The sequence below is a fragment of the Nocardia nova genome (assembly GCF_002933465.1).
Classification (GTDB): domain Bacteria; phylum Actinomycetota; class Actinomycetes; order Mycobacteriales; family Mycobacteriaceae; genus Nocardia; species Nocardia nova_B.
This window is the reverse complement of sequence record NZ_PSZE01000007.1, coordinates 182,347-200,086: the sequence shown is the minus strand read 5'-3', so window position 1 is coordinate 200,086 and position 17,740 is coordinate 182,347. Positions and strand designations below refer to the sequence as shown.

General features: G+C 68.6%; 15 protein-coding genes. 10 read left to right on the top strand and 5 right to left on the bottom strand.

Features of this window, described 5'->3' with window-relative positions; genetic code table 11:
* Positions 1 to 2: 2 nt before the first annotated feature.
* Both C5E41_RS11300 and thpD read left to right on the top strand, forming a co-directional pair.
* Positions 3 to 395 (top strand): ectoine synthase, encoded by a 393-nt coding sequence (locus tag C5E41_RS11300; protein ID WP_030513045.1) that lies wholly within the window; start codon positions 3 to 5, stop codon positions 393 to 395.
* Between the two features lie 27 nt (positions 396 to 422).
* A complete protein-coding gene (gene thpD, locus C5E41_RS11295; RefSeq protein WP_104375753.1) occupies positions 423 to 1,304 on the top strand; it encodes an ectoine hydroxylase in 882 nt (293 codons plus the stop codon).
* Positions 1,305 to 1,481: 177 nt separating this feature from the next.
* Here the strand turns inward: thpD and C5E41_RS11290 are convergent, their stop codons facing one another.
* On the bottom strand, positions 1,482 to 2,606 hold the full coding sequence (locus C5E41_RS11290; protein WP_104375752.1) for an acyl-CoA dehydrogenase family protein: 1,125 nt from the start codon (positions 2,604 to 2,606) through the stop codon (positions 1,482 to 1,484).
* Between the two features lie 3 nt (positions 2,607 to 2,609).
* The gene (locus C5E41_RS11285; protein WP_104375751.1) at positions 2,610 to 3,842 is read right to left on the bottom strand and encodes an acyl-CoA dehydrogenase family protein; all 1,233 of its coding nucleotides are present in this window, start codon (positions 3,840 to 3,842) and stop codon (positions 2,610 to 2,612) included.
* A 195-nt stretch (positions 3,843 to 4,037) separates the two neighbouring features.
* Here C5E41_RS11285 and C5E41_RS11280 point away from each other — a divergent pair, with 195 nt between their 5' ends.
* Together C5E41_RS11280 and smc are read left to right on the top strand one after the other, a co-directional pair.
* Positions 4,038 to 4,475, top strand: a complete 438-nt coding sequence (locus tag C5E41_RS11280) for a hypothetical protein (RefSeq protein ID WP_104375750.1) — start codon at positions 4,038 to 4,040, stop codon at positions 4,473 to 4,475.
* An 88-nt stretch (positions 4,476 to 4,563) separates the two neighbouring features.
* The gene (smc, locus tag C5E41_RS11275) at positions 4,564 to 8,172 is read left to right on the top strand and encodes a chromosome segregation protein SMC (RefSeq protein ID WP_104375749.1); all 3,609 of its coding nucleotides are present in this window, start codon (positions 4,564 to 4,566) and stop codon (positions 8,170 to 8,172) included.
* Here the strand turns inward: smc and C5E41_RS11270 are convergent.
* A complete protein-coding gene (locus C5E41_RS11270) occupies positions 8,169 to 9,071 on the bottom strand; it encodes an NmrA family NAD(P)-binding protein (RefSeq protein WP_104375748.1) in 903 nt (300 codons plus the stop codon). The two genes, smc and C5E41_RS11270, sit on opposite strands and share 4 nt — an antisense overlap.
* A 62-nt stretch (positions 9,072 to 9,133) precedes the next feature.
* Here C5E41_RS11270 and C5E41_RS11265 point away from each other — a divergent pair, with 62 nt between their 5' ends.
* Positions 9,134 to 9,970 (top strand): TetR/AcrR family transcriptional regulator, encoded by an 837-nt coding sequence (locus C5E41_RS11265; RefSeq protein WP_258080898.1) that lies wholly within the window; start codon positions 9,134 to 9,136, stop codon positions 9,968 to 9,970.
* A 47-nt stretch (positions 9,971 to 10,017) separates the two neighbouring features.
* Here C5E41_RS11265 and C5E41_RS33245 read toward each other — a convergent pair whose 3' ends face one another.
* Positions 10,018 to 10,254: a hypothetical protein gene (locus C5E41_RS33245; RefSeq protein WP_146097518.1), complete on the bottom strand. Its 237-nt coding sequence runs from the start codon at positions 10,252 to 10,254 to the stop codon at positions 10,018 to 10,020.
* A gap of 275 nt (positions 10,255 to 10,529) precedes the next feature.
* Positions 10,530 to 10,919 (bottom strand): DUF2237 family protein, encoded by a 390-nt coding sequence (locus C5E41_RS11255; protein WP_030513055.1) that lies wholly within the window; start codon positions 10,917 to 10,919, stop codon positions 10,530 to 10,532.
* Between the two features lie 205 nt (positions 10,920 to 11,124).
* Here C5E41_RS11255 and ftsY point away from each other — a divergent pair, with 205 nt between their 5' ends.
* The 5 genes from ftsY (at position 11,125) to C5E41_RS11230 (ending at position 17,689) form a co-directional block, all read left to right on the top strand.
* Positions 11,125 to 12,696, top strand: a complete 1,572-nt coding sequence (gene ftsY, locus C5E41_RS11250; RefSeq protein ID WP_439956392.1) for a signal recognition particle-docking protein FtsY — start codon at positions 11,125 to 11,127, stop codon at positions 12,694 to 12,696.
* Between the two features lie 204 nt (positions 12,697 to 12,900).
* Complete coding sequence (locus C5E41_RS11245; RefSeq protein WP_104375745.1) at positions 12,901 to 14,310, top strand: ammonium transporter; 1,410 nt, start codon at positions 12,901 to 12,903, stop codon at positions 14,308 to 14,310.
* 4 nt (positions 14,311 to 14,314) lie between these two features.
* On the top strand, positions 14,315 to 14,653 hold the full coding sequence (locus C5E41_RS11240; protein ID WP_030513058.1) for a P-II family nitrogen regulator: 339 nt from the start codon (positions 14,315 to 14,317) through the stop codon (positions 14,651 to 14,653).
* Between the two features lie 82 nt (positions 14,654 to 14,735).
* Positions 14,736 to 17,174 carry a [protein-PII] uridylyltransferase gene (locus C5E41_RS11235; RefSeq protein ID WP_104375744.1) on the top strand — a complete coding sequence of 813 codons (2,439 nt, stop codon included), beginning with the start codon at positions 14,736 to 14,738 and terminating at the stop codon, positions 17,172 to 17,174.
* Positions 17,175 to 17,377: 203 nt separating this feature from the next.
* Complete coding sequence (locus C5E41_RS11230) at positions 17,378 to 17,689, top strand: hypothetical protein (protein WP_063018393.1); 312 nt, start codon at positions 17,378 to 17,380, stop codon at positions 17,687 to 17,689.
* The last annotated feature ends 51 nt before the right edge of the window (positions 17,690 to 17,740 follow it).

Genomic DNA, 17,740 nt, shown 5'->3' with positions numbered 1-17,740 from the left:
CCATGATCGTGCGTACCACTGCCGAGATCACCGGAACCGACCGCGACGTCGCGGCCGAGGACTGGCGCAGCAAGCGGATTATTCTCGGCGGCGACGGGGTGGGTTTCTCCTTCCACGAGACGACGATTCAGCCGAACACCGTGCACGAGTTCCACTACCAGAACCACGTGGAAGCGGTGTGGCTGGTGGAGGGCGAGGGCACGCTCACGGACCTGACCAACGACGTCACCTACGACCTGGCGCCGGGAACGATGTACCTGCTCAACGGGCACGAGCGGCACCGGGTCGAAACCCGCACGCTGATGCGGATGCTGTGTGTGTTCAATCCTCCGGTCACGGGCAAGGAAGTACACGACGAGAACGGTGTCTACCCGTTGGTGGCCGTAGGCGAGTAGTGATGTAGTTAGGAGGACGACGCCGCGATGACGTTGGCGGAGAGTCGAATCGACCGCTACCGGACCAGAACGGCCGTAGCGGTACCGCCGGTGGAGCGCACCGACCCCACGGTGTGGGGCGCGGTCACCTCGCCGGAGCTGCAGAATTTCGATGCCGATGGGTACGCGATCATCGACGAATTGCTGACCCCGATGGAGGTGGCCGATATCGCCGCCGACATCGATCGGCTGGCCGCCGATCCGGTGTTGCGTTCCGACGAGCGGGTGATCATCGAGAAGAAGTCGAACAGCGTCCGTTCGATCTTCGAGGTGCACAAGATCAGTGCCGTGGTGGCGGAGTTGGTGCGCGACGAGCGGATCGTCGGCCCGGCTCGCCAGATCCTCGGCTCCGAGGTCTACATCCACCAGAGCCGGGTCAACTGCATGCCCGGATTCGAGGGTGCCGGCTTCTACTGGCATTCGGATTTCGAGACCTGGCATGCGGAGGACGGGATGCCCTCCCCGCGTGCGGTGAGCCTGTCGATCGCGCTGACCGACAACTACCCGTTCAACGGCAGTCTGATGCTGCTGCCGGGCTCGCACCGGGTGTTCATGCCGTGCCAGGGTGAGACTCCCGACGAGCACTACCGGGAATCGCTGCGCGAGCAGCAGATCGGTGTGCCCGCGCAGGAGGATCTGGCCCACCTGGCCGACACGTACGGCATCGCGCAGTTCACCGGTGCGCGCGGTTCGGCGCTGCTGTTCGATTCCAACATCATGCACGGCTCCGCGAACAACATCACGCCGTTCCCGCGCTCGAACGTCTTCCTGGTGTTCAACAGCGTGGAGAACACTCTCGAAGAACCGTATTCGGCCGCGCATCCGCGGCCGACCTACATCGCCTCGCGCGATTTCACCCCCTTGCGCTGAGCGGGGTGACCCGATCACGTCGGGACCGATGATCGGCGCGGGTTCGCTCCCGACGGTGGCGGGGCGAGCCCGGCATCCCCGGCGCGTTTTCGGCCGGAATCCGATTGGATTCCGGCCGAAAACATGTCCGGGGCGTTCGGTGGTATGGGACCGTGCCCCGGCGATCGTGCGCTCCGCTCAGGCCCGCGTCAGCGCGGCGTAGCGGGCGATGTGCTGGTCCGCCGAACCCCATTCGGTGCGAATCGCGGTGAGCCGCTTGAAGAAATGCCCGATCGCGAGTTCCTCGGTCATACCCATCGCGCCGTGCAACTGCACCGCGTGCTGGCCGATGAAGCCGGCGGCGCGGGCGACGGTGGCCTTGGCCGCGGCGGCGGCCCGCGCGCGGACCGTCGGTTCGGCGTCGAGTTTCAGCGTCACCAGGTAGGTGGCGGCCACGGCCTGTTCGAGTTCCAGGTGCATATCGACCATGCGGTGTTGCAGCACCTGGAAACTGGCGATCGGCACGCCGAATTGGCGGCGCTGCTTGCTGTATTCGACGGTGTCGGCGAGTACCCGCCGCATCCCGCCCACGGCCTCGGCGCAGATGGCGGCGATCGCCTCGTCGATCGCGCGCTCGACCGACTCGTCGGCCGCGCCCTCGGCGCCCAGCAGCGCATCCGCGGGAACGCGCACGCCGTCGAGAACCAGATCGGCCGCGCGGCGTTCGTCGATCGTGCGATACGGGTGCTGCGTCAGACCGGCCGCATCGGCCGGCACTACGAACAGCGACAGCCCCGACGCGTCGGAGGTGCGTGCGGTGATCAGCAGGTGGGTGGCCAGCGGCGCACTCGTCACCACCACCTTGGCGCCGTCGAGCACCCACTCGCCGCCGTCGCGGCGGGCGGTGGTGGCGACCCGCGCGAGGTCGTAGCCGGAGTCGGCTTCCAGCGCGGCGAAGGCCGTGATCACGGAGCCGTCGACAATGCCGCGCAGCAGTTCCTCGGCACGGGCGCCACCCGCGCGGCGCAGCAGTCCGCCGCCCAGGACGGCGGTGTCGACATAGGGTTCGACCACCAGCGCGCCGCCGAGCGCCTCGGCGATGATCATGGTCTCGATGGCGCCGCCGTCGAATCCGCCGACACTCTGGGGCAGGCTCGCCCCCAGTATGCCGATCTCCTCGGCGAAGCCGCGCCAGATCTCCGGCTGGTGGCCGACGCCGACTCGCGCCGCAGCCCGGCTCTTCTCCACATCGTAACGGGCGGAGAGAAATTCGGTGACCGTGTCACGAAGCAGTTGCTGTTCGGCAGTGAATTCGAAGTCCATCTCTCACAGTCCCAGGGTTGCCTTGGCGATGATGTTGCGCTGAATCTCGTTGCTGCCCGCGTAGATCGAGCCCGCGCGGTCGTTGAAGTACCGCAGCGGCGCGACGGCCTGCCACGGTTCGCCGCTGAGATATCCGTCGGCGGGAGCGACGAAGTCGGCGACCGGACCGCCCGGCATGGCCGCGTGCGGCTGGTAGGCGCGCCCGCGCGGACCGGCGGCCTCGAGGGCCAATTCGGTGAGCCGCTGGCTCAGTTCGGTGCCCAGGATCTTGATCGTGGACGCCGCCGGACCCGGATCCTTGCCCCGCGAAATCGCCGACATGGTGCGGTATTCCAGGATCTCCAGCACGTCGGCGCGGATGCGCGCATCGGCCAGTTTCGCCGCGAAGGCCGGTTCGTCGAGCAGACTGCCACCGGCGAAACCGGGCTGTCCGGCGGCGTGCTCGGCCAGCGATTCGGCCAGCACCTGCAACGCCGGGCCATAGGCCGAACCGCCGCGCTCGAAGTTCAGCAGATATTTGGCGACCGTCCAGCCCTCGTCGATGCGGCCGATGACGTTGGTCTTCGACACCCGCACCCGATCGAAGAACACCTGGTTCTGGACCTGTTCGCCGGAGGTCATGACCAGCGGGCGGATCTCGATGCCCGGGGTGTCCATCGGGATCAGCACGAAGGTGATGCCCTGCTGTTTGCGTTCCAGCTTCGAGGTGCGGACCAGCGCGAAGATCCAGTTCGCCTCGGTGGCGTGCGTAGTCCAGATCTTGGAACCGGTGCACACCAGATCGTCGCCGTCGGAGACCGCGGCCATGGTCAGCGAGGCCAGATCGGAACCGGCCTCCGGTTCGGAATAGCCCTGGCAGAAGAACACCTCGCCGGTGAGGATGCGCGGCAGGAAGTAGTCCTTCTGTTCCGGGGTGCCGAAGGCGATGATCGCGTGCGCGACCATCCGGATGCCCATCGGCGAGAGTGCGGGCGCGCCCGCGAGGGTGGATTCACGATCGAAGATGTAGTGCTGCGTCATGCTCCAGTCACAGCCGCCGTGGGCGACCGGCCAGGCCGGCGCGGCCCAGCCACGGGCGTGCAGGATGTGCTGCCACTGCATGCTGGCCTCGTGATCCGGGTACACGCTGGTGGCGAGCTGACCGGCGCGACGTAGTTCCGGGGTCACATTCTCGTCCAGGAAGCGCCGCACCTCGTCGCGAAACGCCAGATCGGTGGGCGACCAGTCCAGATTCACGAAGGACTCCTTGTGCGATAAACGGGCCTCTACCTTCTCATTTACTTCGGGTCGAGCGCAAATGGTCGTTAACTTATCGAGATCGCGAGCGGTGTGCCGAGGCGGTTCCGGGTAGGTGGGCTACGGCGTGTCGGAACGCGAAACCCGTGCCGGGACTTGCGATCCTGCGCATGGTGTGAGGAAAGATGTGGGTCCATGTACGCATCCCGAGTACTTCGTCTGTTCGTGCGCGCCGTCCCGGCCGTGCTCGTCACGCTGATCGCCGCGGCCACCTTCGCGGTCGCCGGTGGCGTCGCCTCCGCTCAGCCGCTGCCGGGCGTGCCCGCGCTGCCCGGCGCCGTCACCCGCCTGGTGATCGCCCCCGGGCAGAACAGCACCGGCGGCAGCGGCACCGTGGCCGAGGGCAAGTTCGACAACTACTCCATCGCGTCCGCGCAGGGGCAGAAGCTGATCTTCGACGTCACCTCGAACAACGGCAACGCCCGGGTGAACGTCGGCCCGCTGGTCGGCCCGATGGCCGCCACCGAGGTTCCGCACGCCGAGATCGTCGCCAACGGCCTCGACTACCAGATCACCGTCACCTCCGCCGACGGCTCGCCCAGCGACTACACGCTGACCGTCACCGCCGCCTGATTCCGGTCCCGATCGGTCGGATGCCGGGCGAACACGTTCGCCCGGCATCCGACCGGCAACGCGGCCCGACCGGGTAGCCTGACCGACTGTGCACCTGAAGAGTCTGACGCTGAAGGGATTCAAATCCTTCGCGTCCTCGACGACGCTGCGGCTCGAGCCCGGCATCACCTGTGTGGTGGGGCCGAACGGTTCCGGCAAATCGAACGTCGTCGACGCGCTGACCTGGGTGATGGGGGAGCAGGGCGCCAAGGCGCTGCGAGGCGGCAAGATGCAGGACGTCATCTTCGCCGGCACCGCCGGACGGGCGCCGCTGGGCCGCGCCGAAGTCACTCTGACCATCGACAATTCCGACGGCGCGCTGCCCATCGACTACTCCGAGGTCTCGATCACCCGCCGGATGTTCCGCGACGGCGCCGGTGAATACGAGATCAACGGCAACTCCTGCCGGCTGATGGATGTCCAGGAACTGCTCTCGGACTCCGGTATCGGCCGGGAAATGCACGTCATCGTCGGCCAGGGCCAGCTGTCGGCGATTCTGGAATCGCGCCCCGAGGACCGCCGCGCCTTCATCGAAGAGGCCGCGGGCGTGCTCAAGCACCGCAAGCGCAAAGAGAAGGCGGTGCGCAAACTCGATGCGATGCAGGCCAATCTGGCCCGTCTGACCGACCTCACCACCGAACTGCGCCGTCAGCTCAAACCGCTGGGCCGCCAAGCCGAGGTCGCCCGGCGCGCGGCCACCGTCCAGGCCGAATTGCGCGATGCCCGGCTGCGACTGGCCGCCGACGATCTGGTGGCGCGCCGGCGTGAACTGGAAAGTCAGCAGAGCAAGGAAGCCTTCGCCCGCGAACAGCAGATCAATGTGCAGGCGGAATTGGATGCCGCCAATGCGGCGCTGGCGCAGCAGGAATTCCAGCTCTCCCGGCTCACTCCCGGCGCCGAGGCGGCCGCGCAGACCTGGTTCCAGCTCTCGGCGCTGGTGGAGCGGGTCAACGCGACCATCCGGATCGCCCGGGACCGGGCCCGCAACCTCACCATCGAACAGCCCACCGGCACCGGCCGCGATCCCGAACAGCTCGAGGCCGAGGCGGATCGGGTGCAGGCCGAGGAGGCCGAACTGCTCGAGGCGGTCGAGGTGGCCACCGCGACCCTGGAGGCCGCCCGCGATCAGTTGCTCGACCGCGAACAGGCCGCCAAGGCCGCCGAACAGGCCCACTTGGCCGCGGTGCGCGCCATCGCCGACCGGCGTGAGGGCCTGGCTCGCCTTGCCGGTCAGGTGGATACGCTGCGCCACCGCGCCCAATCGGCCGACGGCGATATCGCCCGGCTGTCGGAGTCGCTGGCCGCCGCCCGGCAGCGCGGGGATGCCGCCGAGGCCGAATTCGAGGCCGTGCAAACCGAATTGAGCGAACTCGACGCCGGTGAGGAAGGGCTCGACGCCGCCTACGAACACGCCGCCCAGGCGTTGGAACTGGCCGATGCGCGGGTGACCGAACTGCGCGAACGCGACCGGGAGGCCGGTAAGAAGGTCGCCTCGCTGACCGCACGCATCGAGGCGCTGACCATGGGCCTGGCCCGCAAGGACGGCGGCGCCTGGCTGCTGGACAACCGCGCCGACGGATTGCAGGGCCGGCTGTCGGCAATGGTTCGGGTACACAGCGGATTCGAGGCCGCCGTGGCCGCCGCGCTCGGTCCGCTGGCCGACGCCATCGCCGCCGATGCGCACCCCACCGCGCAGGCGGCGGTGCGGGCGCTGAAGGAGGCCGACGGTGGCCGCGCGGCCGTCGTCTACGGCGGTGCGGCGCAACCCGGTGGTGAGATCGGTGATCTGCCCGCGGGAGTGCGCCCGCTCGTGGAGGTGGTCGATTGTCCCGACCGGCTGCGTGGCGCGGTCGCGGCTCTCACTGCCCGCACTGTGGTCGTCGACGACCTGGCGCAGGCGGCCGAAGTCCTCTCCGCCCGGCCGCAATTGCGGGTGGTGACCCGCGACGGCGATCTGAGCGGTTCGGGCTGGGTGCTCGGCGGCTCGGACCGCGCGCCGAGCCAGATCGAGGTGCAGGCCGAGATCGATGCCGCCGCCGCCGAACTGGTGTCGTGGCAGCGGCAGGCCGAGGAGGTCGAGGCCGCCCTCTCAGGTGCCCTGGCCGAGCAGAGCGATCGCAAACAGGCCGTCGACCAGGCATTGCTGGCCTTGCACGAATCCGATCAGGCGCTGGTCGCGATCTACGACCGGCTGGGTCGTCTCGGTGCGACGGCGCGCAGCGCCCAGTCCGAATACGAGCGGCTGCTGACCCAGCGCGCCGAGGCCGAAACCGCGCGCGACCAGAATCTGACGGCCCTGGCCGAACTCGAGGGCCGGCTGCGTCATGCCGAATCCGAACAGTCCGATCTGGATTCCGACGCCGACGCGGGCACCGACACCGCCGGGCAGGAGCGCGAACAGGCCGCCGCGGCGCTGGCCGAGGCCCGTGCCATGGAGGTGGAGGCCCGGCTGTCGGTGCGCACCGCCGAGGAGCGCGCGGAATCGGTACGGGGCAAAGCGGATTCGCTGCGGCGCGCGGCTCGCGCCGAACGCGAGACCCGAGCCCGGGCCGAACGAGCCCAGGCCGCCCGCCGCCGTGCCGCCGAGGTGGCGGCCGTGGTCGCCGAATCGGCCGAGCGGATCGCCGCGGAGCTGGAAACCGTGGTGGGCGAGGCGGCCGCGCGGCGCGACGAACTGGTCCGCCGGCGTACCGAATGCGCCGGGCAGGTGGATCAGATCAAGGAGCGGGTGCGGGCGCTGAGCACGCAACTCACGCAGCTGACCGACGCCGTGCATCGCGACGAGGTGGCGCGGGCCCAATCCGCTTTGCGCATCGAACAATTGGAGACCACCATCGCCGAGCAGTTCGGCATCGCGCTGGACGAACTCGTCGCCGAATACGGTCCGCACGTGCCGATGCCGCCGACCGCCCTGGAGATGCAGGAGTACGAGCAGGCCCGCGACCGCGGCGACCAGGTGAGCGCACCGCAGGAAATGCCCTACGACCGCGCCACCCAGGAGCGCCGCGTCAAACGCGCCGAGAAGGATCTCGCCACCCTCGGTAAGGTGAATCCGCTGGCGCTGGAGGAGTTCGCGGCGCTGGAGGAGCGCTACAACTTCCTGTCCACCCAACTCGAGGACGTCAAGAAGGCCCGCCAGGACCTCCTCGATGTGGTGGCCGAGGTCGACGCCCGCATCCTGCAGGTGTTCACCGAGGCCTACGAGGACGTGGAACGCGAATTCGTGCAGGTGTTCGGCCGGCTCTTCCCCGGCGGTGAGGGACGGCTGCTGCTGACCGACCCCAGCGATATGCTCACCACCGGTATCGAGGTGGAGGCGCGTCCGCCGGGTAAGAAGGTGAAGCGGTTGTCGCTGCTGTCCGGCGGCGAGAAATCCCTTGCGGCCGTGGCGTTTCTGGTATCGATCTTCCGGGCCCGCCCTTCTCCGTTCTACGTGATGGACGAGGTCGAGGCGGCCCTGGACGACACCAATTTGCGCCGCCTCATCGGCCTGTTCGAACAGTTGCGGGAGAAGTCGCAGCTGATCGTCATCACCCACCAGAAGCCGACTATGGAGATCGCCGACGCGCTCTACGGCGTCAGCATGCGCGGCGACGGCATCACGCAGGTCATCTCGCAGCGACTGCGCGGGGAGAATCTTGTGGGTGCGACGACCTAGTCGCCCGCCGCGAACCGGGATTTCAGGACCGCGGCGCCGGTGGTGGCCAGCCACGTTTCCAGGCTCTGCAGGCCGGGGTGGATCGAGCGGATCTGTTCGATATCGGCATGCCAGCCGTGGCCCTGATGGGCCAGGCGCCAGGTATTGCCGATCTGTTCGCCCAGTTCGTCGGCCTCCGCCTCGGTGATTTCGCGATACCGCACGGGATATCCGGTCGCGCGGGAGATCAGTTCCACGGCGGCAGCGGGGGTTACGGCGTCGCCGGCGAGTTCGAATGTCTGCCCGGAGAATCGTTCGGGATCGGCGAAAGCCAGCGCGGCCACCGCGGCGATATCGTCGACCGCGATCATCTGTGCCGGCCGATCGGCCGGAAACAGGTGGATGTTCACCCCGTCGACGAAGCCGTCGAGCGGCATACCCTGTGCCAGGTAGTTCTCCATGAACCGGACCGGGCGCAGCACGGTGTAGCGCATGCCGCTGTCGGCCAGTGCCTGCTCGATCTGACGCTTTCCGGCGCTGCCCCAAGGGATTTCGTTGTCGAAGGAGGCTACGCCGGTGAAGACGATATGGTCGGTTCCGGCGCGCCGGGCGGCATCGATCAGGGCGAGACCGCGGTTCGCTTCCACGTCGACATCCCAGCCGTCGGGCCCGAACGCCGCCGGCGGAACGAGGAAGACGGCGCGAGTTCCGGATACCGCCGCGGTCAGGGTGGCGGTGTCGTCGAAGTCGCCGACGGCGAGCTCCGCGCCGAGTTCGGCGAGTTCGCGCGCCGCCGCGGCGGCCGGATCACGCACCAGGACACGCACCGGGATCTCGCGGGAGAGCAGCGCACGGGCCGCGGCGCCGCCCTGCTTGCCGGTCGCGCCGGTGACGAGAACGAGGTTGTCGTGGACGGTCATGTCGGAGGTACCTTTCGATAGAATCGGGTCGGTTGACCCGTATTCGCACGATAGGAACAGCGTTGTCGTCTCCGCCATCCGCCGACGCGGGGTTTCGTTACGGCGTGCGCGCACCGGCGCCCGGAGCGCCCGGCACTCGAATAGACGCTCGCCGCAACCGGGCTCGCGTCCTCGCCGCCGCCCAGCGGGCCTTCGCCGAATCCGGAACGTCGGTCTCGCTGGCCGAGATCGCCCGCCGAGCCGGTGTCGGGGCCGGCACCGTGCATCGCCATTTTCCGACCAAGACGGACCTGCTCGAGGCCGTGCTGCAGCAACGGATCGATCGGCTCACCGCCCGGGCGCTGACACTGCGCGACGATCCGGATCCCGCCGCGGCCTTCCTGGGGTTCTGTGCGGAGGTCGTCACCCGCACGCCCGGCAACAAGGCGATGTGCGATCTGCTCGACGCCGATGACGGCTGGCCGCGGACGCTGCTGCGCGACGCCGGGGAGCGATTTCACCTCGCCCTCGGGCAGTTGCTGGAGGCCGCGCGGCGCACGGGCGGGGTACGCGCCGACCTCACCATGGCCGACGTCCTCGCGATCTTCACCGGATGTGTTGCCATGCAACGCGTTTCGAACACGCGTGACGAACTGTCCCGCCCCGCCGCCATGCTGCTGGCGGCGATGCGCGCCGAATCGGCCGTAACGAAACCGGAAAATTCCTCGCTCTTGCGTAACGAAACCGTGGTGGACAACGGGAATCGTGACGGTGGGAGTTGTCCGATCTGCGGGGCGGAATTGGCCCATGCGGAGACCGGACGTCCTGCCCGATACTGCTCGTCCGCCTGCCGGCAGAAAGCCCACCGGCTGCGCCGGGCCGCGCGTGCGTCGGGAAGGGATCCGGTCGCCGTCGAGTGATCGACGGGCGCACGGCAATTCGCCAGACCGGCGAAGGGGTTCCACCCTTACGCTTCGGTACCGGGATGCTCGTGTGCCGGGCGTCGCTGGGGCGACAGGGTGACGGTCCCCGCGGGCAGGTTCACAATCGGGTCGTCGCCGGCGAGACGGTCGTCGACCTTCGCGATCGCCACCCACTCCTTGCGCTCGTGAATGTGTTTGCGCGACGGGCCGAACAGTTCGTCGATCTCCGCGCCGCGTGGCCGCCCCGGTGTTGCGCGTACCCGCCCCCGCCACCATGTCACCGGATCGACGGTACTCGTCTGCGGGCATCCGGACGGCAGTGTGCCGGTCGATTCAGCTCGACGGCCCCGGACGCGAACCGTCGAACACGGATCGGCGCGGCGCATCGAGGGATTCGATTCGCATCGGCGCTGATGGTGCCGGGATCGCGTCCGGCGATCGGGCTGCGCAATACCACGGTCCGCCTGTTCGCCCTTGCCTGACGGTCGCCGTTCGCCGGACGTCTCGGTCGCCGGGAGCACGATGCCTCCGGCTCGATCGACGGGCCGGCGAACGATCACAACAGATCGCTGACGTCGTCGGGGACGTCGACGGCGTATTTGCGCAACGTTTCCATCGGCACGACCTCGAGTGCGTTCTCGTGGGTCGCGGCCAGAACGACCGGCGCGGCCACGCCGTCCTCGTGGGCGTGCAGCCACCGCACAGCGACCACACACCAGCGGTCGCCCGGTTGCAGTCCGGGGAAGTTGTTCTCCGGACGTGGGGTGAGCAGATCGTTGCCGATCGATTTCTGGTGCTCCAGGAACTCCTGGGTCACGACGGTGCAGACGGTGTGGCTACCCAGATCCTCGGGGCCGGTGCTGCAGCAGCCGTCCCGGTAGAAGCCGGTGAGAGGATCGGTGCCACACTCCTCCAGCGGTCCCCCAAGCACATTTCGATCGGTCACGAGCCGATCCTATTGTCTCTGTGTCGGATTCGCCGCGCCTTGGGCGGTTGGTATCGGGACGGTTGCCGGTGATGCGTGGCCGAACGCCTTATCGTCCGACGTCGACGGCGTGTCGGGCGTGCGCGGATAGTGACGAATCACCCGTACCGCCGTGGGCGCAACACCCGCCTGCCGCCACGCGGGGGCGTTCGCGGGTTCTGACAGGATGGGAACCGTGACTGCGCAAGCCTGGATTCTGATCGCCGCGATCGTCGCCGTACTACTGGTGGCGTTCGTTGCCGGATTCGTCCTGTACAAGCGCCGCCGAGTGAGCATCACGCCGGCGGAGGAGCAGGACAAGCAGCTGACCGATCGGTCGGGTGGCTACACCGCAGCCGGTGGCTTCAACTTCAGTCAGGGCGGTGCGGGCTCGGGCACGCTGACGCCACCGCGCCCCGAGCCGGTCCCGATCGAACGCACCGACGACGAGGGTCAGCCGCACGTCGGCGACGATGCCGCCATCCCGCGCGACTCGGTGCGCCGGACCATCACCGACGTGCGGTTGCCGGAACCGGAAACCCTGGCCGACCGCCCGGCGGACGGGGCGAGCGCGACCGCGCCGACCGTCGAGCCGGAAACGACGGAAACGCCCGGCGACGGCGTGGTCGTGCCCGAAGCTCCGGCCGATGCGGCTCCGGTGGAAGCACCGGCCGAAGCTCCCACCGCGCCGCCTTCGACCGACGGCGCCGCCGCGACGGTCACACCCGCGCCCGTCGAGACGCCCGAGACCGCTCCGGCGGATTCGGCCCCGCCAAAGGCCCCGACCGCGCCGGCGCCCGCCGCGCCGGCGCCCGAGCCCACTGCGGTGGAGGAGATCGAACCCACCGCAGGTCGCCTCACCCGCCTGCGCGGGCGGCTCTCGCGGTCGCAGAACGCGGTCGGCAAGAGCCTGCTCGGTTTGCTCGGCGGTGGCGACCTCGACGAGGACTCGTGGGAAGAGATCGAGGACACCCTGGTCATGGCCGACCTCGGCACCTCGGTCACGACGACCGTGGTCGAGCGACTGCGCGAGGAGTTGGCCGCGCGCAGCGTGCGCACCTCCGAACAGGCCCGGCAGGTGCTGCGGGACGTGCTGATCGAGGCTCTGCGCCCGGAACTGGATCGTTCGATCCGGGCGTTGCCACACGCCGATCACCCGTCGATTCTGCTGGTCGTCGGCGTGAACGGCACCGGTAAGACCACCACCACCGGCAAATTGGCGCGCGTGCTCGTCGCCGACGGCCGTCGCGTGCTGCTCGGCGCCGCCGACACCTTCCGCGCCGCCGCCGCCGACCAGCTCCAGACCTGGGGCGAACGCGTCGGCGCCGACACGGTCCGCGGCCGCGAGGGCGCTGATCCGGCATCGGTGGCCTTCGACGCGGTCAGCACCGGTATCGAGGAGGGTGTCGACGTGGTTCTGGTCGACACCGCGGGCCGCCTGCACACCAAGACCGGTTTGATGGACGAGCTGGGCAAGGTCAAGCGCGTGGTGGAGAAGAAGGCCGCCGTCGACGAGGTCCTGCTCGTGCTCGACGCGACCGTCGGGCAGAACGGGCTCACCCAGGCCCGGGTCTTCGCGGAGGTCGTCGACATCACCGGCGTCGTACTCACCAAACTCGACGGCACCGCCAAGGGCGGCATCGTCTTCCAGGTGCAGCACGAGCTCGGCGTGCCGGTGAAACTGGTCGGCCTCGGCGAGGGCGCCGACGATCTGGCCCCCTTCGAACCGTCCGCATTCGTCGACGCCCTCCTCGGGTAGCGGCGAGAGGCAAAACGGCAGTTCCTCCTCATTTCGACACGGTCCTCACAGTGCGCCGACATGCGCTGTGTGCGCGCTGAAACCTGGTAGCAACACAGGAAGCAGATCCGTTCACGCATGCGAAACATCACGGCGGCACGGACGAAACACCCGATCGCGACCCTTCTGTGCAGGCTCGTTTGCCGCAGTTCGGCCGGGCCCGAGATGAGGAGGAACAAGGTGGCGTATCCCTTGCTCGGTGTGCCCGACACCGGCGACACCGCGTGGATGCTGGCGAGCTCCGCGCTCGTTTTGTTGATGACCCCCGGACTGGCGTTCTTCTACGGCGGCATGGTCCGCTCGAAGAACGTGCTCAACATGATCATGATGAGCATCAGCGCGATGGGCATCGTCGGCGTGCTGTGGTCGCTCTACGGCTTTTCCGAGGCATTCGGTGACAACAAACTAGGCCTGATCGGCAACCCAGCCCAGTTCTTCGGGCTCAAGGGCCTGATCGGCACCAACGCCGTCAAGGCCAGCCCGGCCGACCCGTCGACCGGCGCGTCCGCGGTGGATCAGGTGAACATTCCGCTGGCCGGCACCATCCCGATGACAGTGTTCGTGGCCTTCCAGCTGATGTTCGCCATCATCACGGTGGCCCTGATCTCGGGTGCGGTCGCCGATCGCATGAAGTTCCGAGCATGGGTGGTCTTCGCCATCGCCTGGTCGACCATCGTCTACTTCCCGGTCGCGCACTGGGTCTTCGACTTCGACGTCAAGGACGCCGCGGGCAACATCGTCCACCACGGCGGCTGGATCGCGAACAAACTGCAGGCCATCGACTTCGCCGGTGGTACCGCGGTGCATATCAACGCCGGTGCCGCGGGCCTGGCGCTGTGCCTGGTGCTCGGCAAGCGCAAGGGCTGGCCGAAGACGCCGATGCGCCCGCACAACCTGCCCTTCGTCATGCTCGGCGCCGGTCTGCTGTGGTTCGGCTGGTTCGGCTTCAACGCCGGTTCCTCGGTGAGTTCCAACGGGCTGGCCGGTTCCACCTTCCTGACCACCACCTTCGCCACCTGCGCCGCGATGCTCGGCTGGCTGGTCGTGGAGAAGTTCCGCGATGGCAAGCCCACCAGCCTCGGCGCCGCCTCGGGCATCGTCGCCGGCCTGGTCGCGATCACCCCGTCCTGCTCGTCGGTGAACGTGCTGGGCGCGCTGGTGATCGGCGCGGTGGCCGGTGTGCTGTGCGCCCTGGCGGTCGGCCTGAAGTTCAAGCTCGGTTTCGACGACTCGCTCGACGTGGTCGGCGTGCACCTGGTCGGCGGTGTGGTCGGTACGCTGCTGATCGGTCTGTTCCTCACCCCGGAATCGGGCGCGGCCTCCGGCGGCGCGAAGGGCTTGTTCTACGGCGGCGGATTCGATCAGCTCGGCAAGCAGGCCGTCGGTGCCTTCACCGTGCTGGCGTTCTCCTTCGTCGTCTCGCTGATTCTGGGTCTGATCATCAAGTACACGATCGGCATTCGTGCTTCCGAGGAAGACGAGTTCAAGGGCATGGACGAGTCGGAGCACGCGGAGACGTCATACGATTTCGCTGCTGTGGGTGGCACGGCACGTACCGCCGTCAAGGAGGCATGACGCAATGAAACTGATCACTGCAATCGTCAAACCGTTCACACTCGAGGACGTCAAGTCCGGGCTCGAGCAGGCCGGTGTGCTGGGAATGACGGTCAGCGAAGTCCAGGGGTACGGCCGCCAGAAGGGGCACACCGAGGTCTACCGCGGCGCGGAGTACTCGGTCGATTTCGTGCCGAAGGTACGAGTCGAGGTCGTCGTGGACGACGCCTCGGTCGAGAAGGTGGTCGAGGTGATCGTCGAGGCCGCGCGCACCGGCAAGATCGGTGACGGCAAGGTCTGGGTGACCCCGGTCGAATCGGTGATCCGGGTCCGAACCGGTGAACGCGGTGCCGACGCACTATAGGAGATGAAGGATTCGGGCAGCCCCGCTCCCTGGCGCCGGCCGGGGACGGGGCTGCTCGCATGAACGGGTGGTGGTTGCGGGTATGAGTGCAGACGGATTGTCCGAGGGCGCCAAGGATCTGGTGGCCGCACGAGATCAACTGCTCGACGGTGGTGATCCCCGGCGGCCCCGGCTGAGCGCCGAGGCGCTGCGGCAGGCGCTGGTCGACCTGCATGAGCTGTGGTTGACCACGAAGGGTGCGGAGCTGGGCATCACCGCCGACAGCGGGCTGGCCGTAATAGCGGTCGGCGGACTGGGACGGCGCGAGATGCTGCCGTATTCGGATTTGGATCTGGTGTTGCTGCACGACGATGTCGACCCCGCGCGGGTCGCCGAGGTGGCCGACCGGCTCTGGTATCCGCTGTGGGACGCCCATATCAAGCTCGATCACAGCGTGCGGACCGTGCCGCAGGCGCTGCGGGTGGCCGCCGACGATCTCACCGCCGCGCTCGGCATGCTCGATGCCCGCCACATCGTCGGCGACGCTGAGTTGAGCAATCTGCTCATCGGCGGCGTTCGCCGCGAATGGCGAACCGGAATCCGTTCCCGCTTCGGCGAATTGGTGGAACAGACGCACGCGCGGTGGAAGCGCAACGGCGAGATCGCGCACCGGGCCGAACCCGACCTCAAGAACGGGCGCGGCGGACTGCGCGATATTCAGCTGCTCGACGCGCTGGCCATCGCCCAGCTGACCGACGCCATGCCCGGCCTGGGACCCGACGTTCCCGGCGGTGGTCTCGAGGCCGCCCATCGCCGGCTGCTGGACGTGCGTACCGAACTGCACCGGGTGGCCGGGCGTTCCCGTGATCAGCTGCGCGCCCAGGACGCGGACGAAATCGGCGCCGCCCTGCGCATCGGCGATCGATTCGATCTGGCGCGCACGCTCAGCGACGCGGCGCGCACGGTCGTCTATTCGGTCGACGTCGGCCTGCGCACCGCCGCCAACGCGTTGCCGCGCCGCGGTCTGGCCCGATTGCGGCGCCTGCCCGTGCGCCGCCCGCTCGACGAGGGCGTGGTCGAACACGCCGGTGAGGTGGTGCTGGCTCGCGATGCCCGGCCGCAGCGCGATCCCGGCCTGATCCTGCGGGTCGCCGCCGCGTCGGCGCGCACCGGCCTGCCGATGTCGGCCACCACCCTCAGCCGCCTCTCCGAGGATGCCCCGGAACTGCGTGAACCGTGGCCGCGCGAGGCGCTCAACGATCTGCTGGTGCTGCTCGGCGCCGGCCGCGGCACCATCGATGCGGTGGAGGCGTTGGATCGAACGGGCTTGTGGGGCAGGCTGTTTCCGGAATGGGGAGCGGTGCGTGATCTGCCGCCCCGCGATGCCGTACACACCTGGACCGTCGACCGCCACCTGGTCGAGACCGTGGCCTACGCCGGCGCGCTGAGCACCCGGGTCGCCCGGCCGGATCTGCTGCTGCTGGGTGCGCTGCTGCACGATATCGGCAAGGGGCGCACCGAGGATCACAGCGTGGTGGGTGCCGAACTGGCCGACCGGATCGGCCGCCGGCTGGGCCTGTGGCCCGAGGATGTGCACAGCCTGGCGGCAATCGTGCGGCATCATCTGCTGCTGCCGCAAACCGCGACCCGGCGCGATCTCGACGATCCGGCGACCGCCGCCGGTGTGGTCGAGGCGCTGGGCGGTGACCGGCAGCTGCTGGATCTGCTGCACACCCTCGCCGAGGCCGATTCGCTGGCGACCGGTCCGGGCGTATGGGGGGAGTGGAAGGCTTCCCTGATCGCGGAACTGGTGCGCCGCGGACACGCCGCGATGGCGGGAGAGCCCGCACCACAACGGGTTTCGCCGACCCCGGCGGTGGTTGACGCGGCCGTGCTGGACAGGGCCGCGGCCGGTGGTGTGCACGTGGAACTGACGCCCGGCGACGGACGCTACATCCACGTCGTCACGGTCGTCGCTCCCGATACTCCCGGCCTGCTCTCGGAGGCGGCCGGGGTGCTCGCCGTGCATTCTCTGCGGGTGCTGTCCGCGACCCTGGCGGCCTCCGGTGACACCGCGATCGACACCTTCGTGGTCACACCGACCTTCGGCAATCCGCCCGACGCCGGACTGCTGCGCCAGGAGCTGATCCGCGCGATCAACGGTGATCTGAAGCTGGCCTCGGTGCTCGCGGACAAGGAGCGCGAGGCGGCGGCTCGAACCAGTCCGTACGCCCAGGCCGAGCCGAGGCTGCTCTGGATCGAGGTCGACCGGCCCGGTGAGGTGGTCCTCGAACTGCGTGCCGAGGATCGCATCGGCCTGCTCAGCCGGTTGGCCGCGGCATTGGCCGCCCTGGGCGCGGATGTGCGGTGGGCGAAGGCCGACACGATGGGCTCGGTGGTGGTCGACTCGTTCGGCCTCGATCTGGGCGAGGACGACACCCCGCCGCGACGCCGTGCCATCGAGGCGGCGCTACTGGGGGTCGTCCCGCATCAGGAGCCGAAGAAACCGAGCGAAACGGACACTGCCGCCGGTGCCGGTTAGGTTTACCAACCTTCGGCCGGTTATCGGGGCAACCTGGTCGTTTGGTCCGGAATGCGGTAACCAGATCGTTGCGGCAACCTCTGCTGGATGTGATGTCCGCCACCCTACGATCGTGTGGATCGTGAAGTTGATCGTGATCGCAAGCTGTTCGAGCTGTTGCTGTACCTGTCCGGCGAGTTAGGTGCGTTGAGGGGAGCAGGTCGATGGCAAACGAAGTCGTGTCCTCATCCATGATCACCAGCGATTCGACCCACCACATCGCTCGCTGTGTCGGCGGCGACCACTGGGTGGTGTCCTGGCTTCCGGGCCGTACGCTGACCGGCGGGCAGGCGGTGGCGGCCATGAAGCTGGCCGGCGCGCTCGTCGACGGCGCACCCGGTGACGCCGACTGGGCGACCCTGGACGCCATGGCACTGCCACTGGGTCTGACCGGGCGCGAGGCGGTCTATCTGGTGGCCTACGAACAGCACGACTTCAGCCGGGCCCCGCGGCCGCGGCACAGCGCGCTGTCCTGACCACAGTCCCGTCGACGGGCCCGGCGACGGGCCCGTGGCAGGGCTTCGACT